Consider the following 24,441-nt stretch of genomic DNA (forward strand, 5'->3'; position numbering starts at 1 on the left):
TTCCTATGCCCACCACCAAAACCGCGAAAAAGCCCGAGATGCCTGCACCCGCCGCCCCAGGTGCGGACCGCCGTAAGCTTTCGACTTTCCTGTGCTTCGCGATCTATTCGGCCAATCTCGCCTTCGGCCGCGCCTACAAGCCGGTCCTGGACGCACTGGGCCTGACCTATACCCAATATATCGCCATGGTGGCCCTCTCGGAGGATGACGATCAGACGGTGAGTATGCTGGGGGAAAAACTGTTCCTCGAATCCAACACGCTGACGCCCATTCTCAAGAAGCTGGAGTCCTCGGGCTTTATCACCCGTCATCGCGACCCCGCCGACGAACGCCAAGTGCGTGTCAGCCTGACGCCGGCGGGGCGCGATCTTCTCGACACCGATCCCGGCTCTGTCCTGATCGACGCCGTCGGCCTCGGCGACGATTTCCCCATCGTGCAGAAATCGGTGACGCGGCTGCGCGACAACCTGCTGCGGGCGCGGGCGCAAAAACCATGATCGCGACACATGTCGACATTCGGTGACATGCCCGAGATCGCGATCGGCGCATTGATCGGGAATGGCAGCGTTCTTCTCGCCAGGCGAAGTTCGGAGCGCAGGACGCACCCGGATCGGTGGAGCCTGCCGGGCGGTCACGTCGAAGACGGCGAAGATGCCGAGACCGCACTGCGCCGCGAATTGCTGGAAGAAATCGGCGTGACGCCGCAGCGCTGGCTGTTTGCCGGAAAGTTCGTTTCGGAAAGCCCGCCTGGGGCATCCGCCATCTTCCATGTCTATCACGTCGACCGATGGCAGGGCTCTCCGCGACTTATCGGCGATGAACACACGGCGCTCAGATGGTTTACCGCCGCGGAGATAGAATGCGAAGCGGAACTGGCGCCGCCTCAGCTTGGTGAAATGCTCCTAAAGCTGCTCAGGCGGGAGTGACCCGCAAGACACGATGAAGGAGAGTGCATTCCCACCCTCCTTATTCCTGTGCTCGTCACAGGAATCCAGCCACCGCGCGTCCGCGCGGTGAACGACTCCTTTTTACCTTTAATATTCTCCCGCGCCCAAGGACTTGGGCGCACTGGATTCCTATGACAAGCACCGGAATGAAGGAGGACAAGTAGTGCGAACCCCAGCCTACAACGGGCACGACCGCGCCACCTCCGCAAGTGCGCCCTCCTCCATCATCTCGGCCGCTTTCGCGTAACCGCCGCCCATTCCATCGAGGAAATGCAGATGCGAATCCGGCCGGCCCGATGGCACGAGGCAGGTCATCAGCGCGTGAGACTGGCGGTGCAGACCGAAATCAATCTCGCCGCGTGCCCGGGCCGCAATGAGCATGGCTTCGACACTGTCGATCTGCTCCGGCGCGCAGTCCAGCGTCAGGCGCAGGCCGTCGTCGAACTTGCGGAAATCCGAATTGGAGGCAACGTCCGACCAGCGTTTCGCGCTGACCTGCTTTTCTCTTGCCATATTCGTCCCTCCGGACAGCGGATGAGACCGGCGCGGCGCGGCGTCGAAAACCGCGAGTACGCGTTTCGCCAGCGCCGCAAAGACTTCCGGGCGCGTCTGGTCGCGCGGCTCGACCAACAACGATAGTATCTCGCCGCGCTGGCTCGGGAACGGTGCCCAGTCGCAGCTCAAGCCCGTCAGGTCAGGCTTCATCGCATAACGGCCGGGCTTGACCAGAAGGCGTCCCTTCTTGAGCTGCTGTTCCGCCCATTTGAGCCCGCCTCCGGCAAACATCGCATAGGTCGCACTCTCGGAAGCGGCATAGCGCGCGATCCTGACGTCGCGCCCGTTCGCGCGGATTTCGCCGACGGTGACGAGCCCGACACGCAGGTCGAGATGAAGCTCGGCTTTGGCAAAGCCCGCGACATCACGCAAGGCCGATGTCGCGGCCATGATGCCGTTTTCCGGCAAGGCGAAGGCTGCTCCGTCTCCGCGAAACACAAAGGGAAAATCGAACGAACCCCAGGCATTGCCGAGAGCGGCGATGATCGATGCGCCGGCATAGTTGACGTCTTCATAGCGCCCCGATCGGATTGCCGCGGTCGAGCTGACGACGTCGGTGATGCCGATCAGCCAATCGTCAGGCAACGGCTCGTAGACATCGGGATCGAGCACAAGCGAAAACTCGTCATAGGCTTGGTGCGGCTCGGCCTGGCTGTTGATCATGGCGCATCCTCCGGATCGGCAGGTTGGACTGCTGGCTCAGAAACGGGTCTGCCGCCAATCGGCAGACCCCCGCTTGAAGGTGACGGCGCGAAGCCGGCCCTTCCCGTTCAGACGAGCCTGGTTTCGACGTCGATATTGCCGTGGACCGCCTTGGAATAAGGGCAGATGCCGTGGGCCGCCTCGATCAACTCCTGCGCGATCCCGCGATCGATGTCTGCCAGGCTGACATTGAGCCGTGCGCGCAGGAAGTACGAGCCGTTATCGCCGTTGAGCGTGATCTCTGCATCGACCTCGGGACCGGCTGGCAAGGTGATCTTCCGCTGCGCGGCGGCGAGTTCGATGGCGCCAATATAGCAGGCCGACCAGGCGGCGCCGAACAGGTTTTCGGCCGCCGGATGCGGCTGCGGCAGCTTGATGTCGAGCGTGCCGTCGCTGCTGCGTGCATAGCCGTTGCGGCCGCCGGCGATATGGGTCCTGCCGGCGAAAAGAAGCTTCTCAGTCATTGTCGTATCCTTCCGGTTTGATATTTTTAGCGCATCCGATTTAATCGGATGCGCTCCAATACGCCGAGCCGATTTTGATGTCAACACCATTCCGATTTAATCGGATGCGATTTATTATCTCCCCATAGGGCTTGAGCCTGCCGTGCAGGCAGGCCCAAGCGGCGCATAGTCGCGTCTTGTCCGGGAATGAAGCCCTCTATAGGCTCTGCCTTAAGGCCCCGGGACTTGACGAGGAAGACGGAGAATTGAGATGTCCTCCATAGCCGAAGGCAATGCCGTGCAGTATGGCGACAGCCGCAAGCTCGCCGCCCGCGCCAGACTCCATACCGAATATACCATCGCCAAAACCGGCTGGTTTCCGTGGGTTGCCGGGCAGTTGCCCCTGAAACCTGGAGATCGCGTACTCGACGTCGGCTGCGGGCCGGCATGGTTCTGGGCGGCAACGGCAAGTCTGCTGCCGGAGGATCTGCTTGTGACGCTGACCGACCTTTCGTCAGGCATGGTCGATGAGGCAGTGGCGCGCTGCAGCGCGCTGCCCTTCAGCTCCGTTCGAGGCTGCCGGGCCGATGCCGCCGCACTTCCCTTCGAAGACGGCGCCTTCGATCTGGTGATCGCCATGCATATGCTCTATCACCTGCCCGACCCGGCCGCCGGCATCGCGGAGATGGCAAGGGTCTTGAAACCGGGCGGCTTTCTCGCGGTCACCACCAACGGCATCGGCAATATGCGCGAGATCTATCGCCTGACGACCGTCTTCGGCAGCGCGCCGACCGATCCGGCCGCCGTAGCCTTTGGATATGACGCAGCCGAGCAAATGATGCGGACGCAATTCGGAAACGTCGCCATGTTGCAGTATCCGGCAAGCATGCGGATTACCGAGTCCGAAGATGTCTTCCTGGCCCTCACCTCCTATCCGCCCGGCGAAGGCGCCGGCGAGCCTCAACTCACCCGCTTCCGCCAAGCGATCGCCGATGCCTTCAGGCAAGGCAGCGGCGCACTCGATGTCAGCAGGGAGACCGGCCTGTTCCTCAGCAGGAAGCCAGTCTGATCGGATCACCACCTTTCAAGATGGCGACAGGCCGGTACAGGAGCGGCCCTCAGGCCTTCTCTTTATTCCTGACCTTTTCCTCTGGCTCCGCCGGTGCATCGGGCGTCGGGGCGAGCAGCTTGCGCAGTGATGCGATCTTGTCCTTCACCAGCGGCCGGAAGCGCGTCGCGCGATAAGGCATGTCGGCCGCGCCGTAACCTTCCGGCCCGTCGTCATTGCCGCGATGGATTTCCGCGAGCTTCACCCCGATGAATGTGCCGTCGACATAATGGGTATATTCCCCCACCCAGCGGATCGTATAGATCTCGCCTTTGCGGATGAGCTGGTCGATGCTGACGTGTTTGAAGGTATCATTGATGCACACGACCTTCTGGCCGACATGGAAATCATAGCTCATGGATCTAACTCTCAAACGGCAATCCGCCCGGCAATCTATAGCGCGCCGGGCGGCCAGGATGAACCATTTTCTGCCAGCAGGCCTATTTGCCGCGACCACAGCCGCACCCGCGCCGCACGGTTCAAGGGGACAGATATTAGTCGCAATAGACCTTGCCGCTCTTGCGGGAACGAAGGTCGAAGTGGAAGTGGTTCCAGTGCTCCGGGTTGCTGCCGGGCCCGAGCACGGTGTTGAAATAGCGGCAGCTGTCAGTGCGCACCGCCTTCAAGAGCCGACCCTCGCGCAGCGAGAACAGGCCCTTTTTGCGCACATCGATCTCATGGCCGTTCTTCAGCACGAACTTGCCGACGTCGATGGCATTGCCGCGGGCGTGTTCAGACATCGGATTGTATCGCTGCCGGCTGTTGTTCATGCGGCGGCAGGAATAGCCGCCAAGAGGCTGGATCGTCCTGATGCCGCTCCAGTAGCGGTAGCGGGCTGACGGCGCCAACTCGTTCTTCACCCATTTGGCGAAGGCGAGCGTCACCTGACAGTTCAGCGTTACCGCCGGCTTGACACCGATACTGCCGGAAAGCCCCTTCAGCGATACCGGATAGGGCACCTGGCAGGCCGGCCCGTTCGAGATCGGCGGCTTCTCGTCGAAGAGCACGCCCATGCGCTTCAGCTCGCGCCGGCAGGCAAGCTCGGAGGTCGGCATGACGCTGGGATCGACGGGTGCGGCCGGTTCGCTCATCATCGGATTGTTCGGCCGCAACATCGCGACCTCTTCGCTTTCGTCCTCTTCCGGAACGCGTGCCGGCGCCACCACAGGGCTGCCGTCGTTCCAGGCAGGCGCCCGGCTCATCTGTGCCTGTGCCGCCGGCTGCGGCATCGGCTGCGGTGCGGGCTGGCGTAGCGGCTGGTTCACCTGCTTAGGACTATCGGTGCCGATGCCGTCAACGACGGGCTCGGTCGCATTGCCCTCGGCGATCTGCTGCTGTTGTTCCTGCGCCAACCCGACGACCGGCTCTGCTCCAAGTTCGTCATCCATATTGACGCCACCGGAAGGGATCGCAAGGTTCTGCGTGCCGCCCCAGTTGCCGCTCGGCTGGCCCGCCGCCAGCGCCTCATCGCTGTCGATCATCGGCAGCCGCCCCCCGCGCGCCGCCGGTTGGGAGGGCGCGGCATGACCGGTGCCGGCAAGGTTCGGCGTATTGAGGTAATCGACCGAGCCCTGGCTATTGCCGACCGGCGCATTGGAAACGGGATAGGAGGCCTGACTTTCCACCGGCGCCATGCGCACCGAGGGCGCCATGCGTGCCGCCGGCGCCCGTGCGGGCGAGATCGAGCTGACTCTGGTGCCGCTGTCGACATTGGCCGGCGGCACCAGCCCGTCGCTGATCGAACAGGTCGTCAGCGTCGCCGAGAGCAGCAGGGGCAAAAGGGATCGCCGAGGAAAGGAAACAAACGCCATACTCTTATCGCTTCCGCAGGCCGACTGGGCAGTGACAGAAAAAACTCACTCCAATTTTAATTAAAAACGGTGAATGAAAACTTACCGGCACAATCTGAACGCGACGGAGATGAAAAAGGCCGCTTTCGGGGCCTTTGATCTGTCGTTTAACTCACGCTGCCCGTGTGTACCGGGCTCCAGGCGATTGCCCTGCTCCGCGCAGCCGGAAATTCGAAAGAAGCGTCTTCAGCTGGGTACTTTCGTCGGCCAGCGTGCGGCTTGCCGCCGTCGTCTCCTCGACCATTGCGGCATTCTGCTGCGTCATCTGATCCATATGGTTGACGGAGCCGTTGATCTCGTTCAGCCCGGTCGACTGCTCGCGTGCCGCCGTAGCGATCGACGCGACGTGGTCGTTGACCTTGTTGACCAGCGACTCGATCTCCAGCAGCGCCTCGCCCGTCGAGCGCACCAGTGCCACCCCGCCCTCGACCTCCGTCGCCGACCGGCTGATCAGTTCCTTGATCTCCTTAGCCGCATTGGCCGAACGCTGGGCGAGTTCGCGCACTTCCTGCGCGACGACGGCAAAGCCGCGGCCCGCCTCGCCTGCCCGCGCCGCCTCGACGCCGGCATTGAGCGCCAGCAGGTTCGTTTGAAAGGCGATCTCGTCGATAACCGAGATGATCTGGTTGATCCGGCTCGAAGATTCCTCGATCCGGCCCATCGCCGTTACCGCATTGCGGACGATCTCGCCGGAGCGTCCGGCGCTCGCCTTGGTCTCGGCCACCATCTCGCGCGCCTCGTTCGCCCGCTCGGATGCCGTCTTGACCGTGGCGGTGATCTCGTCGAGCGCTGCCGCCGTCTCTTCAAGGGCCGCCGCCTGCTGTTCCGTCCGCTTCGACAGGTTGCCGGTTGCTTCGCTGATATCGGAAGCGCTGTCGTTGACGACGCGGCTCGATTCGGCGATCGCGTGGATGACGCCGTTCAGCGCATCGACGGCGGCGTTGAAGTCACCCCTCAGCTTGGCGTAATCCTCGCCGATATCGCCGATCGCAACCGTCAGGTCGCCGCCCGCAAGCTTTTCCAGGCCGACGCCGAGCGCCTGCATCGCGAGTGTCTGCCGCTCGGAAGCCGAACGCAGGCTCGCCTCGTTGCCGCGGCGCTCGTCCTCGATCTGCCGCTGCCTTTCGTCTTCCCGGCCGCGCAGCGCGCTGCGCTCGTCGACGGAATCGCGCAGCACCAGCAGCGCCTTGGCCATCTGGCCGATTTCGTCGCGACGATCGCTGCCGGCGATCTCCACCGATGCTTCCTCGGCGGCGATCGCATTCATTGCCGTCTTCAGCCGGGCGATCGGCACGGTGACGCTGCGCACGATGGCATAGGCGATGGCAATCGTGGCGGCTGCACCGAGCAGGCAGAGCACCGCCGCCCAGATCGCATTCTGGCGATAGAGGGCGGCAAGGTCGTCGGCATAGACGCCGGTGCCGACGATCCAGCCCCAGGGCTCGAAGCCGGCGACATAGGAATATTTCAGCACCGGCTCGTCGGCGCCCGGCTTCGGCCAGTAATAATCGACGAAGCCCTTGCCGTCCTTCTTCACCTTGTTGACGAATTCGACGAACAGGAACTTGCCGTTCGGATCCTTCATCTGCGAAATGTCGGTGCCATTCAGTGCCGGCTTGATCGGATGCATCACCATGGTGGGATGCATGTCGTTGATCCAGAAATAGCCGTCGGCGCCGTAGCGCATCGCGCCGATCACGTCCTTGGCTGCCGCCTGAGCCTGCTCGCGGGTCATCGTGCCCGCCTGCTCCATCTTGTAATATTTGTCGAAGATGCCGATCGCCGTCGCCTCCATCTTCTCCAACCCCGCCTTCCGCTCCGCTTGAAGCTCGGAATAGGAATAGTTCAGAAAGAACACCATCGTTGCTGCGAGCACGGCAAGCGTGAAGCCGACGAGGCAGTAAAGGCGTGTGGAAATCTTGATGTTGCGCATGAGGTTCCCGGCGAGTCTTCTATGTGAAATCGTTCACATACTGGCCCATCAGAATTACTGGAGCGTAAAGTTTGATTAGAAGACAATTAAATAACGTAAGGGAGGTATTGGCTTTAATATTCAACCAATTGAAATTGAATGGAATTTTGATCTGTGCCCGGTTCGGCATCTTTCGGCCGCCGTCTACCCCAAGGACCTGGTCCGGCAGTCTTTTACAGCCTCCAGCCTTTGCACTAGGGTACTCATCAGTGAATCGCCGGTCTATGACCCGCACCAGATGGAGAACTTTTGATGACCGATGCCGCCAAGCCGAGAGGCGAACTGACGCTGCGCACGCTCGCCATGCCGGGTGATGCCAACCCCGCCGGCGATATCTTCGGCGGCTGGGTCATGGCGCAGATGGACCTTGCATCGGGTATCCGCGCCGCCGAGCGCGCCAGGGGCCGCGTCGTCACCGCCGCCGTCAAGGAGATGGCCTTCGAACTGCCCGTCAAGATCGGCGACACGCTGTCGGTCTACACCGACATCGAGCGCGTCGGCCGCACCTCGATCACGCTGATCGTCGAAGCTTGGGCGCATCGTGCCCGTTACGCCAAGATGGAGAAGGTTACCGCCGCCACATTCATCATGGTGGCGCTCGACGAAGAGGGCAAACCGAAGGCCGTCCCCGAGGAGTAACACTCTCGAAACCGAGGGATAAGGCATGGAAACGGTCACCTCGCCGGAAGTCTTCCTTCACATCAAGGTGGTGATGGGCATGGTCATCAGCCTTTCGCTTGCCAGGCTGCTGACCGGCGTTGCCGGCATCGTCCAGCATCCCGGCAAGGCGAAAGTCTATGCCGTCCATCTCGGCTGGGCGCTCTCCCTTTTCCTCTTCATCATTCACATCTGGTGGTGGGAATATCGCCTGCAGGCCGTGCCTGCGATCGGCTTCGGCATCTATCTGTTCCTCGTCTGCTTCTGCAGCCTGTTCTTCCTGCTCTGCGCCCTGCTCTTCCCGGCGAGCCTCGATGAATATGGCGGCTACGAGGAGTATTTCATTTCCCGGCGCAAATGGTTCTTCGGCATCCTCGGCCTGATCTATGCCGTCGATATCCTCGACACGGCGATCAAGGGGCCGGAACGCATCCTCTCGCTCGGCTGGGAATATCCCGCCCGCAACATCGTCTACATCCTGCTGTGCGTCCTCGCCGCCTGGACACCCAACCGCCGCTTCCACACCGGCTTCATCATCGCCAACCTGGTCTATCAGGTCAGTTTCATCTTCCGGCTCTATGATGTGCTGGGGTGAGGAGCGATCGGGCGCAGCCCGAGCAATCGATCCAGTGAATCGATTGCAGCGACGAACGCCCTGAGCCCAAGCGAAGGGCCGGGCAGCGGCTTGCTCCCTCTTCTCCCCAGCGAGAAGAAGATGCCCATCAGGCCAGATGAGGGGGTGAGCGGCAAGGCCGCGAATGCCCGGAGCGCAAGCGAAGGGCAATGAATGGTGTACCGCGCGGCCCCCTCATCCGACCCTTCGGGCCACCTTCTCCCCGCTGGGGAGAACAGAGAGCAGCCCATTCACCCTCTCAAAAACTGCGATCCCTTATCAAACCCCAAACCCGGAAAGATCTTCCCCGTCAGATCGTCCACGCCGACATCGAACTGCCGATAGAGCATCGCCGCCGCCACCTCGCGCACGTCGGCGGTCGGCATCAGGTCCCGGTCGTCGAGCAGCTGGCCGTCGCCGATGCCGGGCCACTTGCCGAGAATGCGGCCGCCGTTGATCGCGCCGCCCGCCAGCAGCGCACAGCCACCGGTACCGTGGTCGGTGCCGGCGGAGCCGTTCTGGCGGGCGGTGCGTCCGAATTCTGTCATGGCGAGCACCACGGTCTTTGACCAGATCACAGGCCCGAGCGTCGTCTTCAACGTGTTGATCGCCTGGGCGAGATCCTGTGCCGGCCGCTTGAACTGGCTGGCCTGGCCGATATGCGTATCCCAGCCGGTGATCGAGAAACTGGCGATGCGGTAATCGCCCTTCAGCATGTTGGCGGCGAGCGCCGCCACATCGGCAACCTTCTCGCCGCGCTGGCCATCCGGCTCGACCATCATCGACGCGGCGTCGGCCCGCGTCGCCTCGGCAAGTGCCGCGGCAAACGGCGGATCGCCGGCATAGAGCCGCGCCAGGAACTGCATCTCGTCGCGCGCCGGCGCCAGATTGGAATCCGACGCCCAGACATCGACGTCGTTCGGCCCGGAGAGGATCAGCTCGGTCGAGGTGTTGACGTCGATCGCCTTGCGCGCATCCGAGCGCGGAATGACCGCGAGTGCCCGGTTCAGCCAGCCGGTCTTTTCCTCGGCGACATGTTCACCGCCCGATTCCAGCATATCCTGACCGTCGAAATGGCTGCGCTGGTCGCGATAGGGCGTCGACACCGCCTGCACGAAGGCGAGTTCCCGGCCCTTCCACAGCGGCATCAGATCGGCGGCGGCGGGATTAAGACCGAAATGTCCATCGAGGTCGAGAAGCCCTGTATCGGGCGTCAGCGCCAAGGTCGGCCGGAGCGCGGCAAAGCCGGCATCGCCATAGGGCTGCACCAGATCCAGCCCGTCCATTGCACCGCGCAGCACGATAGTGACGAAGCGGTTGTCACCGGGCATCGCCGCGAAGGTGACCGGGGTGAAGACGGGAGCGGCAGCGAGACAGCAGGCTGAGGTCAGAAAACCGCGGCGGGAAAGCGAGATCCGGTTCATCGACAGCGTCATGGCGAAAGTCTCCTATCGGCGGTTGAATTCAGGCGATGCCAGCACCAGCGTCAGGCCGCTGATCTTGTTCGGCGCCTGCGACACCACGCGGATCGTCTCGTCGCGCGCAGCATCGGCAAGCGTCGACTTCAGGAATTCGCGCGGATCCTTGTCGCGGCCGAACTGTGCAGAAGCGCGTCTTGCCCAAGCCAGTCGCTCGGCGAGCTGGCTGCCTGTGATCCAGGCGGAAAAACCTTCCTCGAAGCCGGCTGGGCTCGGCGGCAGCCAGGTCGGCTGTCCCATGCGCTTCAGCGCCCCCTGCCCCAGCGCCCGCGCCGTCCGGAAGGCCTTGAGACGCTTGTCCCTCGCCTCGCCGGCAGGATCCGTGGTCACAGGCGATCCCACCATGCCGGGCGTATTGGTCGCCATGTCACCCTCCTCAGTGCCCTGCTGGTTTGCCGCCAGGAAGCTGCCGACGACGCCGTTGACCGGCCCCGCATTCAGCGCCCTGAGACCCGCAACGACGTAGTCGAAGGGCTGTCGCGCCTTGGCGCCCTCGTTCTGCCAGGCGGCGGGATGGTCGAGCATGGCGGTGTAGACGGCGGTGAGATCGCCATCCGTCTTCTTCCAGACGGTCGCCATGTTGGACACCATGCCCTCGTCGGGCTGGTCGGAGACGAAATGCACTGCCAGCTTGCGGCTGATATGCGCCGCCGTCTTCGGATGGACGGAAAGATCGTCGAGCATATCGAGATAATCGTCTCGCGAGCGCTTGCGCCCGCCATAGCTGACGCCGAGCACCTCATGCAGGCCGGGCTCGGAAATATTCGGCCGAAAGGCGATGTCCATCTCCTTGCGGTCGATGGTGAGCCCCGTTAGCACCATGGCCGCCGCCGTCACATCGGCCTGGCTGTAGCCGCTGCCGGCGCCGAGCGTGTGCAACTCCAGCAGTTCGCGGCCGAGATTTTCGTTCAGCCCCTTGTTGCGCTTGATACCGCCGGCCGAATCCGGCCCGAGCGAATCCGCCTGGTCGAGATAGATCAGCATGGCCGGATGGGCCGTGGCGCTGCGCAACAGATCACCGAACTTGCCTGCGATAAACGGCCGGATCGCCTCGGTCTCATAGAGCGGCACGATGAGGCGCATCGGCAGGCTCTTATTGGCGCTGGTGGAGAAATGATCGTTCCAGAAGGTCGAAAGCCGCTCGTAGAAGCCGTAGGGCGACAGCACCGCCTGCATCAGCCGCAGGTTCGCATCATGCTGGAACTGCTGCTGCGCCTGGTGCTGCACGCCCTTTCGCATCTCGCGCCGCGCTGGGTCGTCGGTCACCGTCTTGGCGTCCTCGCGGATCTGCCTCAGCTGCTCCTGCAGGCTGAGGATCGCGCGATGGCGCATGTCGGGACCGCCGAGCGGAAAGTCCGGCGTCGCCGCCACGCCCTTGCCAAGCTGACCGATCAGCTCGTCCTTGTTCTGCGGCGGCGTCTCGCCCGGCCGGAACCCATAGCCGAACCGGATCGCAGCCATCGTCGGGAAAGAGAGGCTCATGGCCGGTCAACTCCTGATCAATAAAGAGTGACAGGCTGCCAGCCGATTGCGACGGCAATCTGTAGGAAATGTGGCGATATCCAGACATGGACGATTTGTAATCTGTTGAAAAAACTACAATTTACGCCCGAAAGATGAAGGATGCTCCAATTGCGATAAGCGCAAAGCCGATCGCGTGATTCCAGGTCAGGTTCTCGCCGAGCCAAAAGATCGAAAAGCCGGCAAAGACCAACAGCGTGATCACCTCCTGCATCGTCTTCAACTGCGCCGTCGTATAGACCGCCGAGCCGATACGGTTGGCCGGCACTGCCAGGCAATATTCGAAGAAGGCGATGCCCCAGCTGACGAGGATGGCAAGGAAGATGGCGCTGCTCTTGTGCTTGAGATGGCCATACCAGGCAAAGGTCATGAAGATGTTGGAGGCAAACAGCATGATGACAGGCCAAAGGGCGGCGGGAGAAAAGGACATGGAGTAACTCGGGCTGTGGAGGAAACGGTCGATCCGGTTCGATACCGGCGAGCTCTACCTAGCACGCCGCCATTCGACGGCAAGCCCCCGAGGCTCGGACCGATCGTCTCATGCGGCAGAGACGAGGCGGATAGCCGGCACGTTTTCCAGCACTGGCCATGGCCGGTAGGCCATGAGCAAAGACCGGCGACATCAGCCGCCGGCCTCTGTAACCGCCGGCAGCGCTAGATTCGCATCGCGCCATGCGGCTCCTTGGCTTCCTCCATGCCGAAGCGCACATCCTTTTTCTCGTAGCCAAAGCCGGCGAGCAGGGCGACGGCGAGCGCCACCACCGCCGCGACGATCAGCAGCGCATAGGCGTAATCGCCATCCCAGCGGGCGGCGAGGCCCGCCTGCAGCGTCGCATTGCCGGAGGCCAGCAGGTTGCCAAGCTGATAGGCGAAGCCCGGGAAGGTGCCGCGCACCTCGTCCGGCGACAGCTCGTTCAGATGCACCGGCACGATGCCCCAGGCGCCCTGCACGAAGAACTGCATGAGGAAAGCACCGATGGCGAGCAGCACCGGCCCCGGCGCATAGGCCCAGAGCGGGGCCACCGGCACGGCGATCAGCGCGGCAGTGACGATCGCCCGCTTGCGGCCGATCCGCTGCGACAGCGCCCCGAAGAACAGGCCGCCGCAGATCGCGCCGATATTGTAGACGATGGCAATGGCGCCAACCGTATAGCTCGAATAGTTGCGCTGGCTTTCGAGGAAGGTCGGGTAGATATCCTGCGTGCCGTGGCTGAAAAAGTTGAACGCCGTCATCAAGAGCACCGCCCAGATGAACAGCGGGATATTTTCGCGCAGCACTGTCAGGAACGGCGGGCGCCCCTCGGCCTGCCGTCTCAGAAAGGCGGGACTCTCCTCGACATTCCGCCGGATGTAGAGCACGAGCAGCGCCGGAGCCGCGCCGATGAAGAACATGCCGCGCCAGCCGATGACGGGAAAGAGCAGGAAAAACACGATCGAGGCGATCAGATAGCCCGAGGGATAACCCGCCTGCAGGATGCCTGAGACGATGCCGCGGCTTTCCTCCGGCACCGTCTCCATGACCAGCGAGGCGCCGACGCCCCACTCACCGCCCATAGCAATGCCATAGAGTGCTCGGAGAACCAGGAACATGGTGAGGCCGGTGGAAAAGCCGGTGAGGAATTCGAACAGCGAATAGAGCAGCACGTCGGCCATCAGCGTGATGCGCCGGCCGTATCGATCGGCCGCCAGTCCGAAGATCAGTGCGCCGAGCGCCCGCATGGCGAGCGTCAGGAAGATCGCCACCGAGACGGCGGGGACGTCGGTATGGAATTCCTCGGCGATATATTTAAGAACGAAGACGAGAATGAAGAAATCGAAGGCGTCGAGCGTCCAGCCGAGATAGCTGGCGATGACGGTGTTACGCTGCTGCGGCGTCAGCCGGCGCAGGCTTTCCAAAGCGGACATCTGATATTCCTCCGTCCGAAAGCGGCGGCGAGGCGGGCAATTCCGGATGCCGTCGGAAGGGGTGCCCAAAACGGGCGGGTTGCGGCTGTCAGGGCTGCGGTTGCGGGAAAGCACATTCGCAATCGGAGACAGCGGAAACAACGGCAGCGATGCTGACCGAGTTCCATCACGTTTGTCGTGATTAAGAGCGGCGGTCCGGTGGCGGGAGCACCTCCCGGCGCTCCTTGTCCGCGGGGCGGCACCCACCAATCCCCCTCATGCTGAGGTCCGCAGCCCGACAGGGCGGAGCCTCGAAGTACGCGCCGCAACATTGCTTCTTGCATCCATCAGCCGCCGGAGCACCCGTCTCGCCCTTCGGATGAGGAGCCTCGGAGCATCCGCAACGTCACTCAAACAACCCTGCCCCGGCACGCCCACGCCACCGACGCAAACGACCGCGGCCCATCCGGCTCGCCGGCTTCATATGCCGCCCTGACGGCCGCATCGACTGCCTTTCGCTTGGCCGGGTCCAGCCCGGCGACATATTTGCCGAGCGGCCCCTCGCCAGCGGCGATCGGCCCCCAATAGTCCTCGAAGGAGCCGTATTCCATCCGGATCAGCAGCGACGTCTCCTCGACGTCGACGAGGCCTTGACTGACAAAACTCTGCTTCATCTCCCCCGGCCGCATCATCGGCTGGAAGCAGTATTTGCGACGCAGCGGCAGCGCGTCCTCGTCGAGCATGACAGCCGTGTCCCACATCATCCGCATGATCGGCATGCCACCGTAATGGTCCCAGACGGCGGCGGCAACCACACCGCCCGGGCGCACGACACGGGCCATTTCCGAAACAGCCTTGCCCGCCTCCGGCACGAAATGCAGCACGAGCAACGAGATCGCCCGGTCGAAGCGGTTATCCTCAAAGGGCAGCGCGCAGGCATCCGCCTGCCGGATCGCGATCCGCGGATCGGTATTGCGCCGTGTCGCCGCCTCGACAAAAACCGGCGAATAATCGATCGCGGCGATCTCCTTCAAGCCCGGTCTTCCCGCCAGCGCAAAAGTCAGGCTGCCTGTGCCGCAGCCGACATCCAGCACGCGATCCCCGTCCGCCAATCCGGCGAAATCGATCAGCAGCGGCGCCAGCCTCTTGCTCCAGCGCCCCATCAGCCGCTCATAACCATCCGCACTTTCGACATTGAAACTCGACGGCATCGAAACCTCCCTCTTCAACAACGATGGTCTATCGCCTTGGAGCCGAGCGATCCGTCGCCTTGCGCAAGGCGGGTCGGGCTCCCCGTCGTCCCCGGTTCAGGCCGGGGACGACGGGGAGTGTATCAGGCGGATGCCTTGCCGAGAACGCTCCAGTCGAAGCCCCGCGCCCAATCGGCATAGCTGTGCCAGCCGACATCAGGGAAATCGCGGCGCAGGGCAGCGATGTCGGCGTCGTAGCCGGTGCGGTCGAACCATTCGAACATCAGCGCCGCGTCCTCGCTCTGCTGCCGCATGGCGGCGATCGGCAACTCCTGGTAGCGTATCGGCCGATCGAGCGTCTCGGACAGGATCTTCGCCTGCTGCTCGCCAGACAATTCGTCACCGGCAATATCGAAACGCTTGCCGAACACCTGTTCGCGCCGCTCGGCCAGTGCTGCAACGAAAGCGCCGATGTCCTTGATGGTGATCTGCTGCAGCGGGCGGGTCGGCGGCAGGGCAGCGGCGTAGACGCCCTGGCGCAACCCGTCGATCGCCCAGGGCGCCACCGTATTTTCCATGAAGGCGACGGGCGCGCTGATCGTATAGGGAATGCCGAGGCCTGCGATATGCTTTTCGACGAGGTACTTGCTGTCGAAATGCGGAATGCCGGTTTTCTTGTCCGCATCGCCAACGGAGGAATAGATCAGGTGACCGATGCCGGCGGCCTTTGCCGCATCGGCCACGGTGATGCCCTGGCGCGTTTCCGCCTCCGTCCCGGCCTCGTAGCTATCGCCCATCAGGAACATCGTATCGACGCCCTCAACCGCCCTCGCCACGGATGCGCCATCGTTGAGATCGCCGGCGACGACCTCGACCCCAGCCGCGGCCAGCCGCTTTGCGCCATCGCTGTCCGGCTTGCGTGAGATCGCCTTGACACGGTGTCCCCGCGCGATCAGGGCGCGAACGACCGCGCCGCCCTGCTGGCCGGTGGCGCCGGCAACCAGAACGTTTCGTGTGTTGTTCATCTGTCTGCTCCTTGCTTGTGACTGATGGAGCAAAGTTAGGGCCTGTTGCATTGGACCATAATGGCCTATAATTGGGAAACATCGTACCATATCAGGCTACAATGCTCGACCTCAACGATATCATGATCTTCGCCCGCGTCATCGAGGCCGGCAGCTTCACCGCCGCGGCGCGCCTGCTCGGCATGCCGAAGACAACAGTCAGCCGACGCATTGCCGCTCTCGAGCGCGAACTCGGCCTGCGCCTGCTGCAGCGCACGACCCGCAGCCTCAGCCCGACGGATGCCGGCCGCCTCTATTACGAGGAAAGCAGCCAGGCGCTCCGCACGATCGAAGGCGCCAACCTGCGTCTTGCGGAGGCAAGGGCGGAGCCCGCCGGCACGATCCGCATATCGGCGCCGGTCGGCTTCGGCGGCCACTTCCTGCAGGACGCGATCTTCGACCTTCTGACGACCTACCCGAAGTCGAGGGTCGAATTGCGGCTGACCGACGACAGGCTGAATCTCGTCGAAAACGGCATAGACCTCGCCTTCCGCACCGGCATTCTGGAGGATTCGACGCTGATCGCCCGCAAGCTCGGCTCTACCCATCGCTTGCTCTGCGCGAGCCCCGACTATCTCGCCCGCTGCGGCGCGCCCGATCGCCCGGCAGATCTCGTCCGCCACGACTGCGTTATCGCCGGCCAATCCACCCATGCGCAATGGCTGCTCGAAGGCCCGCACGGACAGGAAACGATCCCGGTCTCGGGGCGCTTCGCCGCCAATGAAATGCAGGCGGTCATGGCCGCGGCGATCGCCGGTTACGGCATCGCCCGACTGCCCCATGGGGTCGCAAACGCCTATATCAGGGATGGGCGGCTGTGCCGCGTTCTCGACGGCTACACGACCCCAGTCGGCGGCCTGCACGTCGTCTATCCGAGCAGCCGGCACCTGCCGCCTCTGGTCAAGACCTTTATCGAACTCGCCGCCAGACGGTTGAACGCGGGAGCCGATGGCAGCGACGACTTCGCCATCATATAGCGGTAGCCCCGTTACACTTCCTTCAGCACCACCTTGCCGTCGAGGCTTTCTATCAAGGTTGCACTCGCCTGATTGAGGCCTGCGACCTCAACGGCGATGCCATGTGCCTTGAATCGCTGCACGACCTTGTCGAGCGCTGCGACGGCGGTGATATCCCAGAAATGCGCCTCGGAGACGTCGATCAGCACGGTCTTGCCGATCGCGTCCTGAACGTCGAAGGCGTCGACGAAGACATCGGCGGAGGCAAAAAACACTTGGCCCGACACGCGATAGGCGCGCCGTCCGGCGGATTGATCGGGCGCGACATCGATGCGCAGCAGGCGGGCGACCTTGAAGGTGAAGAACACGCCGCTGAGCAGTACCCCGACCGTCACGCCCAGCGCCAGATTGGCGGTGAAGACGGTGACCACGACGGTCGCCACCATGACGGCGCTCGACATCCGAGGATGGACCACCACGGCCCGGAGCGACGACCAGTCGAAGGTGTCGATCGAGACCATCACCATGATCGCCACCAGCGCCGCGACCGGAACCTCGGAAACCCATGGCTTCAGGAGCACCATCAGGATCAGCAGGAACGCGCCGGCAAACAGCGTCGAGAGCCGGCCGCGCCCGCCATATTTCACGTTGCTCACCGTCTGGCCGATCATGCCGCAGCCGGCGATGCCGCCGAACAGGCTCGCGGCCGCATTGGCGAGACCGAGACCGGTGCATTCGCGGTTTTTCGAACTCGGCGTATCCGTCAGATCGTCGACGACGCTCGCGGTCATCATCGATTCCAGCAGCCCGACCATGGCGATGGCCAGTGCGGGGCCGGCGATGATCCGCAGGGTTTCCAGCGTCAGCGGCACCGCCGGCAAGGCGAACACCGGAAGCGAATCCGGCAGCCTGCCGAGATCGGCGACGGTGAGAACGGGAAGCCCTGAAGACACCGAGGCGACGGTCAGGATCAGGACGCAGATCAGCGGCGACGGGATCGCCGTAGTGATCCGCGGCGTCAGATAGATGATCGCAAGCCCGGCGCCCAGCACGGCATATTCCATCCAGCCGGCGCCGATAATGTGCGGCATCTGCGCGGCAAAGATCAGGATGGCAAGCGCATTGACGAAACCGGTGCGCACGGATTTGGAGACGAAGCGCATCAGCACGCCGAGCCGCAGCAGGCCGAACCCGATCTGCAGCAGCCCCGCCAGCAGCCCGGCCGCGAACAGATAGGGCAGTCCATGGGCGTGCACCAGCGGTGCCGCCACCAGTGCGACCGACCCGGCCGCCGCTGAAATCATCGCCGGGCGCCCGCCGGTAAACGCAATGACGATGCCGATGACGAAGGAGGCGAACAGGCCGACTTCTGGATCGACCCCCGCCACGAATGAAAAGGCGATGACCTCGGGGATCAGGGCGAAGGTCGCCACCGCCCCGGCAAGCATTTCGCGCATGGGATTGGCGGCCCAATCGCGACGGATAGAGGAAAGCAGCATGGGATGGAGTCTCGCAAAGCATGGCCCGACACGCTCTGCCGAGCGGTCGCGTGATGGCGTGCAGGTTTGCGTTGTCTGGCGGATCGGCGGCCAGAAGAGCCACCCGGGGTCTCACCGGGTCCGTGGTGAATGCCTGGGGTATAGACGAAAATTTTGTCGCAGTGCAACATTCAAATGTGCAGGAATGAAAGCGAAAGCGGCGAGCGAATTGATAACAGCCTGAGCGCGCCGCTTGAGATCACGCCGGACGCCACGATGAAACTCGTCGCCGAGGTGCTCCTTCGCTGCGCGACCGCAGCCGAGGCCCCCTTCATTGCCAGAGGAAATCCGGGCCTGTGCTCTGCGACGTAAGCTTGAGTGTGCCATCCGGTTGAACCACATAGGTCTCGAATACACGATAACCGAATTGGCCGAGAAAGGTATTTTTGACCACAGTCCCCGGTCGATAGGGTGAGTGAACGACCTTTCCGCCAGAGGTCAGGCTACCCGAAAGAGGTTGAGGGCCTTCCGCGTTGGCGCAGGCCGTGAGGGTGAAGAGAATGGCAAGGAGTATGTGCCTCATCCGGATGATCTCCCTGGAAGGGTCCAGCGACGTGCACGACGTCAATCTCCTTTTTATCAGATCGCTGCCCTGCTGCTGTCAAAATCTTTGCGTCGGGCCGCCTCTGCTCGCGAGAGCGCGCTGACAATCCTTTCGTCGGTGAAAGGCTTGGAGATCACGTCGAGCGCTCCAGCGATACCGTTGCCGACACTCTCGGGACTACCGGTCACGAAAATAACGTCCACGCCGAAGCGATCGATCAGCCGGCGCGCAAGCTGGGCGCCGCTCAGCCCGTCGGAAAGGCTGAGATCGACGAGCGCTACATCGCTTCTCGGAGCGTAGGCTAGAGCTTGCTCCACCGTCGAAAGCGGCCCGACAGTCTGGTGTCCAGCCTCTTGCGCAATGCGTTCCAGCTCCAGAGCGATAATATTCTCATCTTCAACGATCATGACCTTCATGAATAAGCCTCCTTATCCGGCCGCGGGGGCACACCGCCGGCAACGGCTACAACGCGGCTGGTTCCAGAATGTTTCCACTCTGCATTGAATTTCCTTCAAGACCTCGGACGCCGCCCGGTCGAACTTCGGCCGAGCCGGTTGAAATCCGGTCATCAGCCCCCGCCTTGCCGGCTGCTATCCAAGGCCGGCAAGGCAATTGCCCTCTCGTCACGATTTCTCGTTTGCACCCTCGGCCCGGAAAGCCGCCTCGCCGGCATCGGAGACCTCGACCCACTTCTTGTCGGGCTCGGCGTCGGCGACATAAGCGTCGTTCCAGTTCCACCACTTGTAGGTCGCTGTCTGGGGATAACCCTCCGGCGAATCCTCCCAGACTTCCTGGCGGCCGAGCGGCGTGATGTCGAGATAGTTCCAGGTGCCGCCCATCTGCTCGTCGCCGCGGTTGTTGATGAAATAGGTGCGGAAGATGCGCTCGCCGTCGCGGTAGAACACGTTGGTGCCGTGCCACTCGTCGACGCCGAAATCCTTGTCGAAACTGTCTGCGATCGTCACCCACGGCATCGTCCAGCCCATCCGCGCTTTCAGCCGGGCAATATCGGCCTGCGGTGCGCGTGAGGCGAAAACCAGCGTCGTGTCGCGGGCGTTGAGATGGGCGACGTGGGCGACCTGATCGGCCACCATCGAGCAGCCTCGGCAGGCGTGCTCGGGCCAACCGAAGACGCCTGGCTCGTAGAAAGCGCGGTAGACGATCAACTGGTGCCGGCCTGCAAACAGATCGAGCAGGCTTACCCTTCCCTCAGTCCCTTCGAAGACATAATTCTCTTCCACGACCACCCAGGGCATGCGCCGCCGCTCGGCGGCAAGCGCATCGCGAGCGCGGGTATGGGCCTTCTCCTTCACCAGAAGTTCCCTACGAGCCACTTCCCAGGCCTGCTGCGAGACGACCGCGGGCTTGTGCATCGCCTGCCCACCTTTTCCATTCTCCGTTGTTGCAGTCATTGCGTCGATCTCCTCTTTGAGGCGAATTCCCGCGCTCCGTTGGCGAAACCGGTTCATCGCGCATTGATCGGAGATAGTTTCGCATCGGAGATCGGACAGTGGGAGTAACAAGTGTGACCGTAATTCCCCCGGTCGGCGCCGCCGATCCGGCCGCCGGCAACGAAGTGATTGGCTAGCGTTAGCGCAAGCCACCCTCGCAGCGCGACCAGCCCAGCCGGCGCGCATCGATTGGCAAAATCTTGTTTCATATGGCGCTGCAGATCGCTTCCCGCCGGTAATAGCCTTAATGAGGCAGCGTTTCGTCAGTCCGGCTGAAAACGCGCGTGCCCTTTTCTTCGATCTGGCTCAATCGACTGTAACCGATGACATTCGGCTTGGCAGCGATCTGGGCGACCAGAATCGCGCCCGCCGAAATACTTCAAACCATCGCAGCCGGTTTGATCGGGAGAGAGTTGCCAAAAGCAGGCGAGTATCGGAAGCTCGTTTTTTGGCTATCAGGCGACGGATTGTTCGATATGACGACAGCCTCTTCCAGTGAGCCGGCCAGGCACGGCACCGCCAGGATCTGCCGCGGCTGCTGGGATCAGATGCATATGCCGATCCCGATCGGCGGCCCGCTCGCGCTTCCTTTCCGCGCCTTCGGCATCACCCGCAGCAAGATGAACCCCGATATCTGCACGATCTGCGAACGCTCTTTCCAGTACGTCAAGAAGCAGCGCCAGATCACCGTCGACGCCACCATCCTGTTTGCCGATATCAGGGGATTCACGGACCTGTCGGAGCGCATCGAGGCGGTGCAGCTGAGCGAGATCGTCAGCCTGTTCCAGGATCGCTGCGCCCAGGCGATCTGGGCGCATGACGGCATCGTCAACAAGCAGATGGGCGACGGCCTGATGGCGATCTTCAATTTTCCCATTGTCAGCAAAAATCACGCCAGCGCCGCGATCCTGGCTGCCCAGGAGATCCAGCGCAACTGCGCCGCGGCGCTGAATGGCCTGGCGCTCGAGGCCCTACCCGGCCGCACCCTCGGCGTCGGCGTCGGCATCCATTCCGGCGAGGTGCAGATCGGCGAATTCTCGACCTTCCGCAGCGATTTCACCGCCATCGGCGGCGTCGTCAACCAAGCCGCCAGGCTCGAATCCCATGCCGCCGCCGGCGAGATCCTGATCTCGGCAGAAACGGCCGCGAAGGCCCCCGACCTCGCGGCAGGCGCCGAAACCCGCATGTTGGCCCTGAAGGGCATCGAGCAGCCGGTGCAGGCACGTGTGCTGGCCAAGCACTGAGCGACGGCGATTGCGGCCCGCTCAAAGCATCATCCCGCCGCCGACATGGCGGCTGCAGTTTCTCACGCTGTGATTGCGAAACATATTCGATTACCAGCCGGTTAATCCTCCGGAAACAAACATCGCTTATCTCTAAGCCGTTTAACAGCTGGGGTTTCTCATGGGCAGTTTTTCTCTGTTTCACTGGTTGATCGTCTTGATCCTGTTCGGCGTGCCATTGTTCTTCGTTTTCAGAAAACCGCTGGTTGGGCCGAACCGCTTCGGCGGCCGGCCGCCGGCCATGGGTTTCGGCCAGGCGATTGGAAGCTATTTCAAGAACTATGTGAACTTCAACGGCAGAGCGAGCCGATCGGAATTCTGGTATTCGGCACTCTTTGTCTCTCTCGTCGCCATCGCTTTGCTTGTCGTGGATCGGAGCCAAACCTTGAACCGGATCTGGTCGCTGGCCACGTTTCTTCCGTGGATCGCCGTGGCCGCCCGACGCCTTCACGACATCAACCGAAGCGGATGGTGGCAGCTTCTTGCACTATTAGTTCCCATTGGGTCGGTCGTCGTGCTCGTATGGTACTGCAGGGCGTCGACAATGGATGATTCCAGGGAAGCCGTGTTCGCGTGAGCAAGGTGTGAGAATGGTCCTCGCGGGTTGAGCGGGTCCGAGGCACCGGTCATCGTCGTTACGCGGACTGCGGGGTGCGGTCCGCTTCTGACGGCATCCCGAAGGGGACCGGCGCGGTTGGCAAAAGCCCGCCTCTGCCTCAGTACTTCATGTTCCGTAATTCAGGAAAATCATAGTAACGCAGCCGCTTGTCATGGCAGCGATAGTCGTTCTTTTTCAAGTCCACTATCAAGTCGTGTTGCAAGCTCAGGCCGATATAGGACCAATTCGGATTGCTGCGTTCCGTCGTGCGCGTGCAATAAGCATATATCTGCTTTTCCGGATTCAGCAGAACCACGCTCGAAATCTCGGCCTTTACGAAGTTCCCCGGCTTAATGGTTCCCTGCAGCACATCGACGTGCTCGCGCCGAATTACGCTGGAAGGCGGCCGCTGGGAATCTGCAACGGATTGCGGAACCGGCGCCTGGCAGCCAGCCAGCGCCAGCAGGGCAGCGCAGACAAGGAATTTGCTTTTCATTCGGCTGGATCTTCCTCTACGAAAATCGATGGACTGAACTTTCCGGATGGACAGCGCTCGCACAACGCTGGGGCAAATCGCGCCGCCACTCAACAATGCCTGGAACGGCGACTCAACCCGAGCCCTCGTCCTGGGTCAGGTCTTCATGCCGGTCAGCTCGGGAAACGGGTAGTAGCGCAGCCGCTTGTCTTTGCAGCGATTATCGTTCGCGGTCCCGCCTAGGATTTGGCTATCCGTGAAAGAGATGCCGAGATAGGCCCAGTCTCCCCAGCTGCGTTTGGGCACCACGCGGACACAGTAGGCATAGATCTTCTTCTCGGGATCAAGCAGCACAACGCTCGAAATCCGGGCCCAGACGACTTCTCCCGCTTCGTGTCTATAACTTCTCTTGAAGATGAGGTTGATGAAGTTCTGCCGGACGTCATTCGAGGGAGGCCGCTGGGAATCGGCAACGGATTGCGACACCTGGGCATTGCAGCCGGCGAGCATCAGGAAGGCAGCGCAAGCAAGGACTTTTATTTTCATTCAGTTGGATCTCCAAGAATCGGAGCGTAATAAACGCTGCGCATTCTTACAAACACAGCGGGAACAATATTTGCAATACGCGAAAATGAATATTATTGAACCTGCGCATGTGACTGCATGACAGTGGATATGGCTGCGTCGCTCGACTTATACCGGAGGGTTTGAAACGGAACTTGCGGCCCCGTTCTCATCATCGGCGATTGGCACGCCCGCTTCCAACGCTGCGAGGATAAAAGCCTGCCGCACCGTCTCGGCCGGCATCCGCCCGGCAAGCCAGGCACGACAGAAATCGATGGCTCTTTGCTGATGAACGCCGTCATGGATCGGCCAGTCGGAGACGAGTGCATAAAGCGCGTCCTGCGGTGAGCGGAGAACCAGCCGTTCGCCGGCATCAAGATCGATCGAGATCGTTTTTTTCCAGAACGCGGAATGATCGCTAATGGCAGTAGCACCTGAAGGTGAATTGACCAGGAATAACTGCGGAAGCCCGATCTCGGTTCCAGTGTGGGTCCGGATGGTATCACTATTGGAAGGGGCGATACGCCGACATGGGAAGGATGCAAGGAGAAGCGTTGCGGCGCGTCTTTTGAGGCTCCGCCCGATTGGGCGTGCGCCTTCAGGATGAGGATCGGCGGGAATGCCGCGCCAGCGCTCAAGAGAGACCTTGAGATGATCGTCGGAACCCAAGAAAGCCTCATCCTGAGCGCCGCCGCCCTTTCAGGCGGGCAGCTTGCAGCCCTTGCTCATGCCGGCGGACTGCATGGCGGAGACCTTACCCTTTGATGCAGCAATTTCGCCTTCCTTGTCTCCCCCGGCAACGCTGCCGATGGGGACGCCGACAAGAAAGACGCCGAAGGCATCGCCGTTCGCCGCGCTGATCTGCTGCTTCGACAAGTCGTCCAGCTTGGCTCTCTCCTTTTTCAGTTCGGCGGCGAGAGCTTCGCAGCTAAGGTTCGTATAAGCCGCCATTGGAATGTCGACCTGCACAATAGCGTCAGGACGTTTGGCGCAGCCGGCGAGTGCCGCCGTCGCCGCAAATGCGATAATGATCTTTTTCATGAATGGT

General features: G+C 62.3%; 27 protein-coding genes and 1 other annotated feature. Of the genes, 8 read left to right on the forward strand and 19 right to left on the reverse strand.

What is annotated here, in order from left to right; translation table 11 throughout:
* Positions 1-5: 5 nt before the first annotated feature.
* Together OS035_RS10225 and OS035_RS10230 are read left to right on the forward strand one after the other, a co-directional pair.
* Entirely contained in the window at positions 6-497 is a 492-nt protein-coding gene (locus tag OS035_RS10225; RefSeq protein WP_331813647.1) for a MarR family winged helix-turn-helix transcriptional regulator, read from the forward strand.
* Between the two features lie 27 nt (positions 498-524).
* Positions 525-926, forward strand: a complete 402-nt coding sequence (locus tag OS035_RS10230; protein ID WP_097626054.1) for an NUDIX hydrolase — start codon at positions 525-527, stop codon at positions 924-926.
* Positions 927-1,124: 198 nt separating this feature from the next.
* On the opposite strand, the gene OS035_RS10235 is transcribed toward OS035_RS10230, so the two are convergent.
* Positions 1,125-2,165, reverse strand: coding sequence for a DUF3095 family protein (locus tag OS035_RS10235; protein WP_331813648.1), 1,041 nt, complete (start codon positions 2,163-2,165; stop codon positions 1,125-1,127).
* Between the two features lie 107 nt (positions 2,166-2,272).
* The gene (locus OS035_RS10240; RefSeq protein WP_097625849.1) at positions 2,273-2,668 is read right to left on the reverse strand and encodes an Ohr family peroxiredoxin; all 396 of its coding nucleotides are present in this window, start codon (positions 2,666-2,668) and stop codon (positions 2,273-2,275) included.
* A gap of 250 nt (positions 2,669-2,918) precedes the next feature.
* Here OS035_RS10240 and OS035_RS10245 point away from each other — a divergent pair, with 250 nt between their 5' ends.
* A complete protein-coding gene (locus OS035_RS10245) occupies positions 2,919-3,716 on the forward strand; it encodes a class I SAM-dependent methyltransferase (protein ID WP_331813649.1) in 798 nt (265 codons plus the stop codon).
* A gap of 49 nt (positions 3,717-3,765) precedes the next feature.
* Here OS035_RS10245 and OS035_RS10250 read toward each other — a convergent pair whose 3' ends face one another.
* The 3 genes from OS035_RS10250 to OS035_RS10260 all read right to left on the reverse strand — a co-directional run bounded on the left by OS035_RS10250 (position 3,766) and on the right by OS035_RS10260 (position 7,538).
* Entirely contained in the window at positions 3,766-4,113 is a 348-nt protein-coding gene (locus OS035_RS10250) for a CAP-Gly domain protein (RefSeq protein ID WP_097625851.1), read from the reverse strand.
* A gap of 136 nt (positions 4,114-4,249) precedes the next feature.
* Positions 4,250-5,566, reverse strand: coding sequence for an extensin-like domain-containing protein (locus OS035_RS10255; RefSeq protein WP_183855135.1), 1,317 nt, complete (start codon positions 5,564-5,566; stop codon positions 4,250-4,252).
* Between the two features lie 151 nt (positions 5,567-5,717).
* A complete protein-coding gene (locus OS035_RS10260) occupies positions 5,718-7,538 on the reverse strand; it encodes a methyl-accepting chemotaxis protein (RefSeq protein ID WP_183779428.1) in 1,821 nt (606 codons plus the stop codon).
* Between the two features lie 291 nt (positions 7,539-7,829).
* Between OS035_RS10260 and OS035_RS10265 the strand changes: the two genes are divergently transcribed.
* Both OS035_RS10265 and OS035_RS10270 read left to right on the forward strand, forming a co-directional pair.
* The gene (locus OS035_RS10265; RefSeq protein ID WP_097625854.1) at positions 7,830-8,216 is read left to right on the forward strand and encodes an acyl-CoA thioesterase; all 387 of its coding nucleotides are present in this window, start codon (positions 7,830-7,832) and stop codon (positions 8,214-8,216) included.
* A gap of 25 nt (positions 8,217-8,241) precedes the next feature.
* Positions 8,242-8,829 (forward strand): hypothetical protein, encoded by a 588-nt coding sequence (locus OS035_RS10270; RefSeq protein ID WP_183779431.1) that lies wholly within the window; start codon positions 8,242-8,244, stop codon positions 8,827-8,829.
* 269 nt (positions 8,830-9,098) lie between these two features.
* Here the strand turns inward: OS035_RS10270 and OS035_RS10275 are convergent, their stop codons facing one another.
* From OS035_RS10275 to OS035_RS10300, 6 genes are all read right to left on the reverse strand, one after another.
* On the reverse strand, positions 9,099-10,283 hold the full coding sequence (locus OS035_RS10275; protein WP_331813650.1) for a DUF1501 domain-containing protein: 1,185 nt from the start codon (positions 10,281-10,283) through the stop codon (positions 9,099-9,101).
* A 12-nt stretch (positions 10,284-10,295) separates the two neighbouring features.
* A complete protein-coding gene (locus tag OS035_RS10280) occupies positions 10,296-11,807 on the reverse strand; it encodes a DUF1800 domain-containing protein (RefSeq protein WP_331813651.1) in 1,512 nt (503 codons plus the stop codon).
* 121 nt (positions 11,808-11,928) lie between these two features.
* Positions 11,929-12,276: a DMT family protein gene (locus OS035_RS10285; RefSeq protein ID WP_097625858.1), complete on the reverse strand. Its 348-nt coding sequence runs from the start codon at positions 12,274-12,276 to the stop codon at positions 11,929-11,931.
* A 224-nt stretch (positions 12,277-12,500) separates the two neighbouring features.
* Entirely contained in the window at positions 12,501-13,751 is a 1,251-nt protein-coding gene (locus tag OS035_RS10290; RefSeq protein ID WP_097625859.1) for an MFS transporter, read from the reverse strand.
* Positions 13,752-14,140: 389 nt separating this feature from the next.
* The gene (locus tag OS035_RS10295) at positions 14,141-14,941 is read right to left on the reverse strand and encodes a class I SAM-dependent methyltransferase (protein WP_183855137.1); all 801 of its coding nucleotides are present in this window, start codon (positions 14,939-14,941) and stop codon (positions 14,141-14,143) included.
* Between the two features lie 122 nt (positions 14,942-15,063).
* Positions 15,064-15,945 (reverse strand): NmrA/HSCARG family protein, encoded by an 882-nt coding sequence (locus OS035_RS10300; RefSeq protein ID WP_331813652.1) that lies wholly within the window; start codon positions 15,943-15,945, stop codon positions 15,064-15,066.
* A 101-nt stretch (positions 15,946-16,046) separates the two neighbouring features.
* Between OS035_RS10300 and OS035_RS10305 the strand changes: the two genes are divergently transcribed.
* Positions 16,047-16,961 carry a LysR family transcriptional regulator gene (locus OS035_RS10305; RefSeq protein ID WP_183779441.1) on the forward strand — a complete coding sequence of 305 codons (915 nt, stop codon included), beginning with the start codon at positions 16,047-16,049 and terminating at the stop codon, positions 16,959-16,961.
* An 11-nt stretch (positions 16,962-16,972) separates the two neighbouring features.
* Here OS035_RS10305 and OS035_RS10310 read toward each other — a convergent pair whose 3' ends face one another.
* The 4 genes from OS035_RS10310 to OS035_RS10325 form a co-directional block, all read right to left on the reverse strand.
* Positions 16,973-18,439: a SulP family inorganic anion transporter gene (locus OS035_RS10310; RefSeq protein ID WP_097625863.1), complete on the reverse strand. Its 1,467-nt coding sequence runs from the start codon at positions 18,437-18,439 to the stop codon at positions 16,973-16,975.
* A 69-nt stretch (positions 18,440-18,508) separates the two neighbouring features.
* Positions 18,509-18,564: a sequence feature (sul1 is cis-regulatory element that is thought to sense ions involved in sulfur or methionine metabolism; They are found in Alphaproteobacteria), on the reverse strand.
* Positions 18,565-18,749: 185 nt separating this feature from the next.
* Positions 18,750-19,001 carry a hypothetical protein gene (locus OS035_RS10315; protein ID WP_331813653.1) on the reverse strand — a complete coding sequence of 84 codons (252 nt, stop codon included), beginning with the start codon at positions 18,999-19,001 and terminating at the stop codon, positions 18,750-18,752.
* A 56-nt stretch (positions 19,002-19,057) separates the two neighbouring features.
* The gene (locus tag OS035_RS10320; RefSeq protein ID WP_097625865.1) at positions 19,058-19,438 is read right to left on the reverse strand and encodes a response regulator; all 381 of its coding nucleotides are present in this window, start codon (positions 19,436-19,438) and stop codon (positions 19,058-19,060) included.
* A 207-nt stretch (positions 19,439-19,645) separates the two neighbouring features.
* A complete protein-coding gene (locus OS035_RS10325; protein WP_331813654.1) occupies positions 19,646-20,434 on the reverse strand; it encodes a DUF899 domain-containing protein in 789 nt (262 codons plus the stop codon).
* Between the two features lie 515 nt (positions 20,435-20,949).
* Here OS035_RS10325 and OS035_RS10330 point away from each other — a divergent pair.
* Both OS035_RS10330 and OS035_RS10335 read left to right on the forward strand, forming a co-directional pair.
* Positions 20,950-21,717 (forward strand): adenylate/guanylate cyclase domain-containing protein, encoded by a 768-nt coding sequence (locus OS035_RS10330; protein WP_310807713.1) that lies wholly within the window; start codon positions 20,950-20,952, stop codon positions 21,715-21,717.
* Positions 21,718-21,877: 160 nt separating this feature from the next.
* The gene (locus tag OS035_RS10335) at positions 21,878-22,333 is read left to right on the forward strand and encodes a DUF805 domain-containing protein (RefSeq protein WP_183779449.1); all 456 of its coding nucleotides are present in this window, start codon (positions 21,878-21,880) and stop codon (positions 22,331-22,333) included.
* A 139-nt stretch (positions 22,334-22,472) separates the two neighbouring features.
* On the opposite strand, the gene OS035_RS10340 is transcribed toward OS035_RS10335, so the two are convergent.
* The 4 genes from OS035_RS10340 to OS035_RS10355 all read right to left on the reverse strand — a co-directional run bounded on the left by OS035_RS10340 (position 22,473) and on the right by OS035_RS10355 (position 24,434).
* Positions 22,473-22,850 (reverse strand): hypothetical protein, encoded by a 378-nt coding sequence (locus OS035_RS10340; RefSeq protein WP_183779451.1) that lies wholly within the window; start codon positions 22,848-22,850, stop codon positions 22,473-22,475.
* Between the two features lie 135 nt (positions 22,851-22,985).
* Positions 22,986-23,375, reverse strand: a complete 390-nt coding sequence (locus tag OS035_RS10345) for a hypothetical protein (protein WP_183779453.1) — start codon at positions 23,373-23,375, stop codon at positions 22,986-22,988.
* 147 nt (positions 23,376-23,522) lie between these two features.
* Complete coding sequence (locus tag OS035_RS10350; RefSeq protein ID WP_331813655.1) at positions 23,523-24,062, reverse strand: DUF982 domain-containing protein; 540 nt, start codon at positions 24,060-24,062, stop codon at positions 23,523-23,525.
* Between the two features lie 30 nt (positions 24,063-24,092).
* On the reverse strand, positions 24,093-24,434 hold the full coding sequence (locus OS035_RS10355; RefSeq protein ID WP_183779455.1) for a lipoprotein: 342 nt from the start codon (positions 24,432-24,434) through the stop codon (positions 24,093-24,095).
* Between the last annotated feature and the right edge of the window lie 7 nt (positions 24,435-24,441).

The sequence above is a fragment of the Rhizobium sp. 268 genome (assembly GCF_036571585.1).
GTDB classification, from domain to species: Bacteria; Pseudomonadota; Alphaproteobacteria; order Rhizobiales; family Rhizobiaceae; genus Rhizobium; species Rhizobium redzepovicii.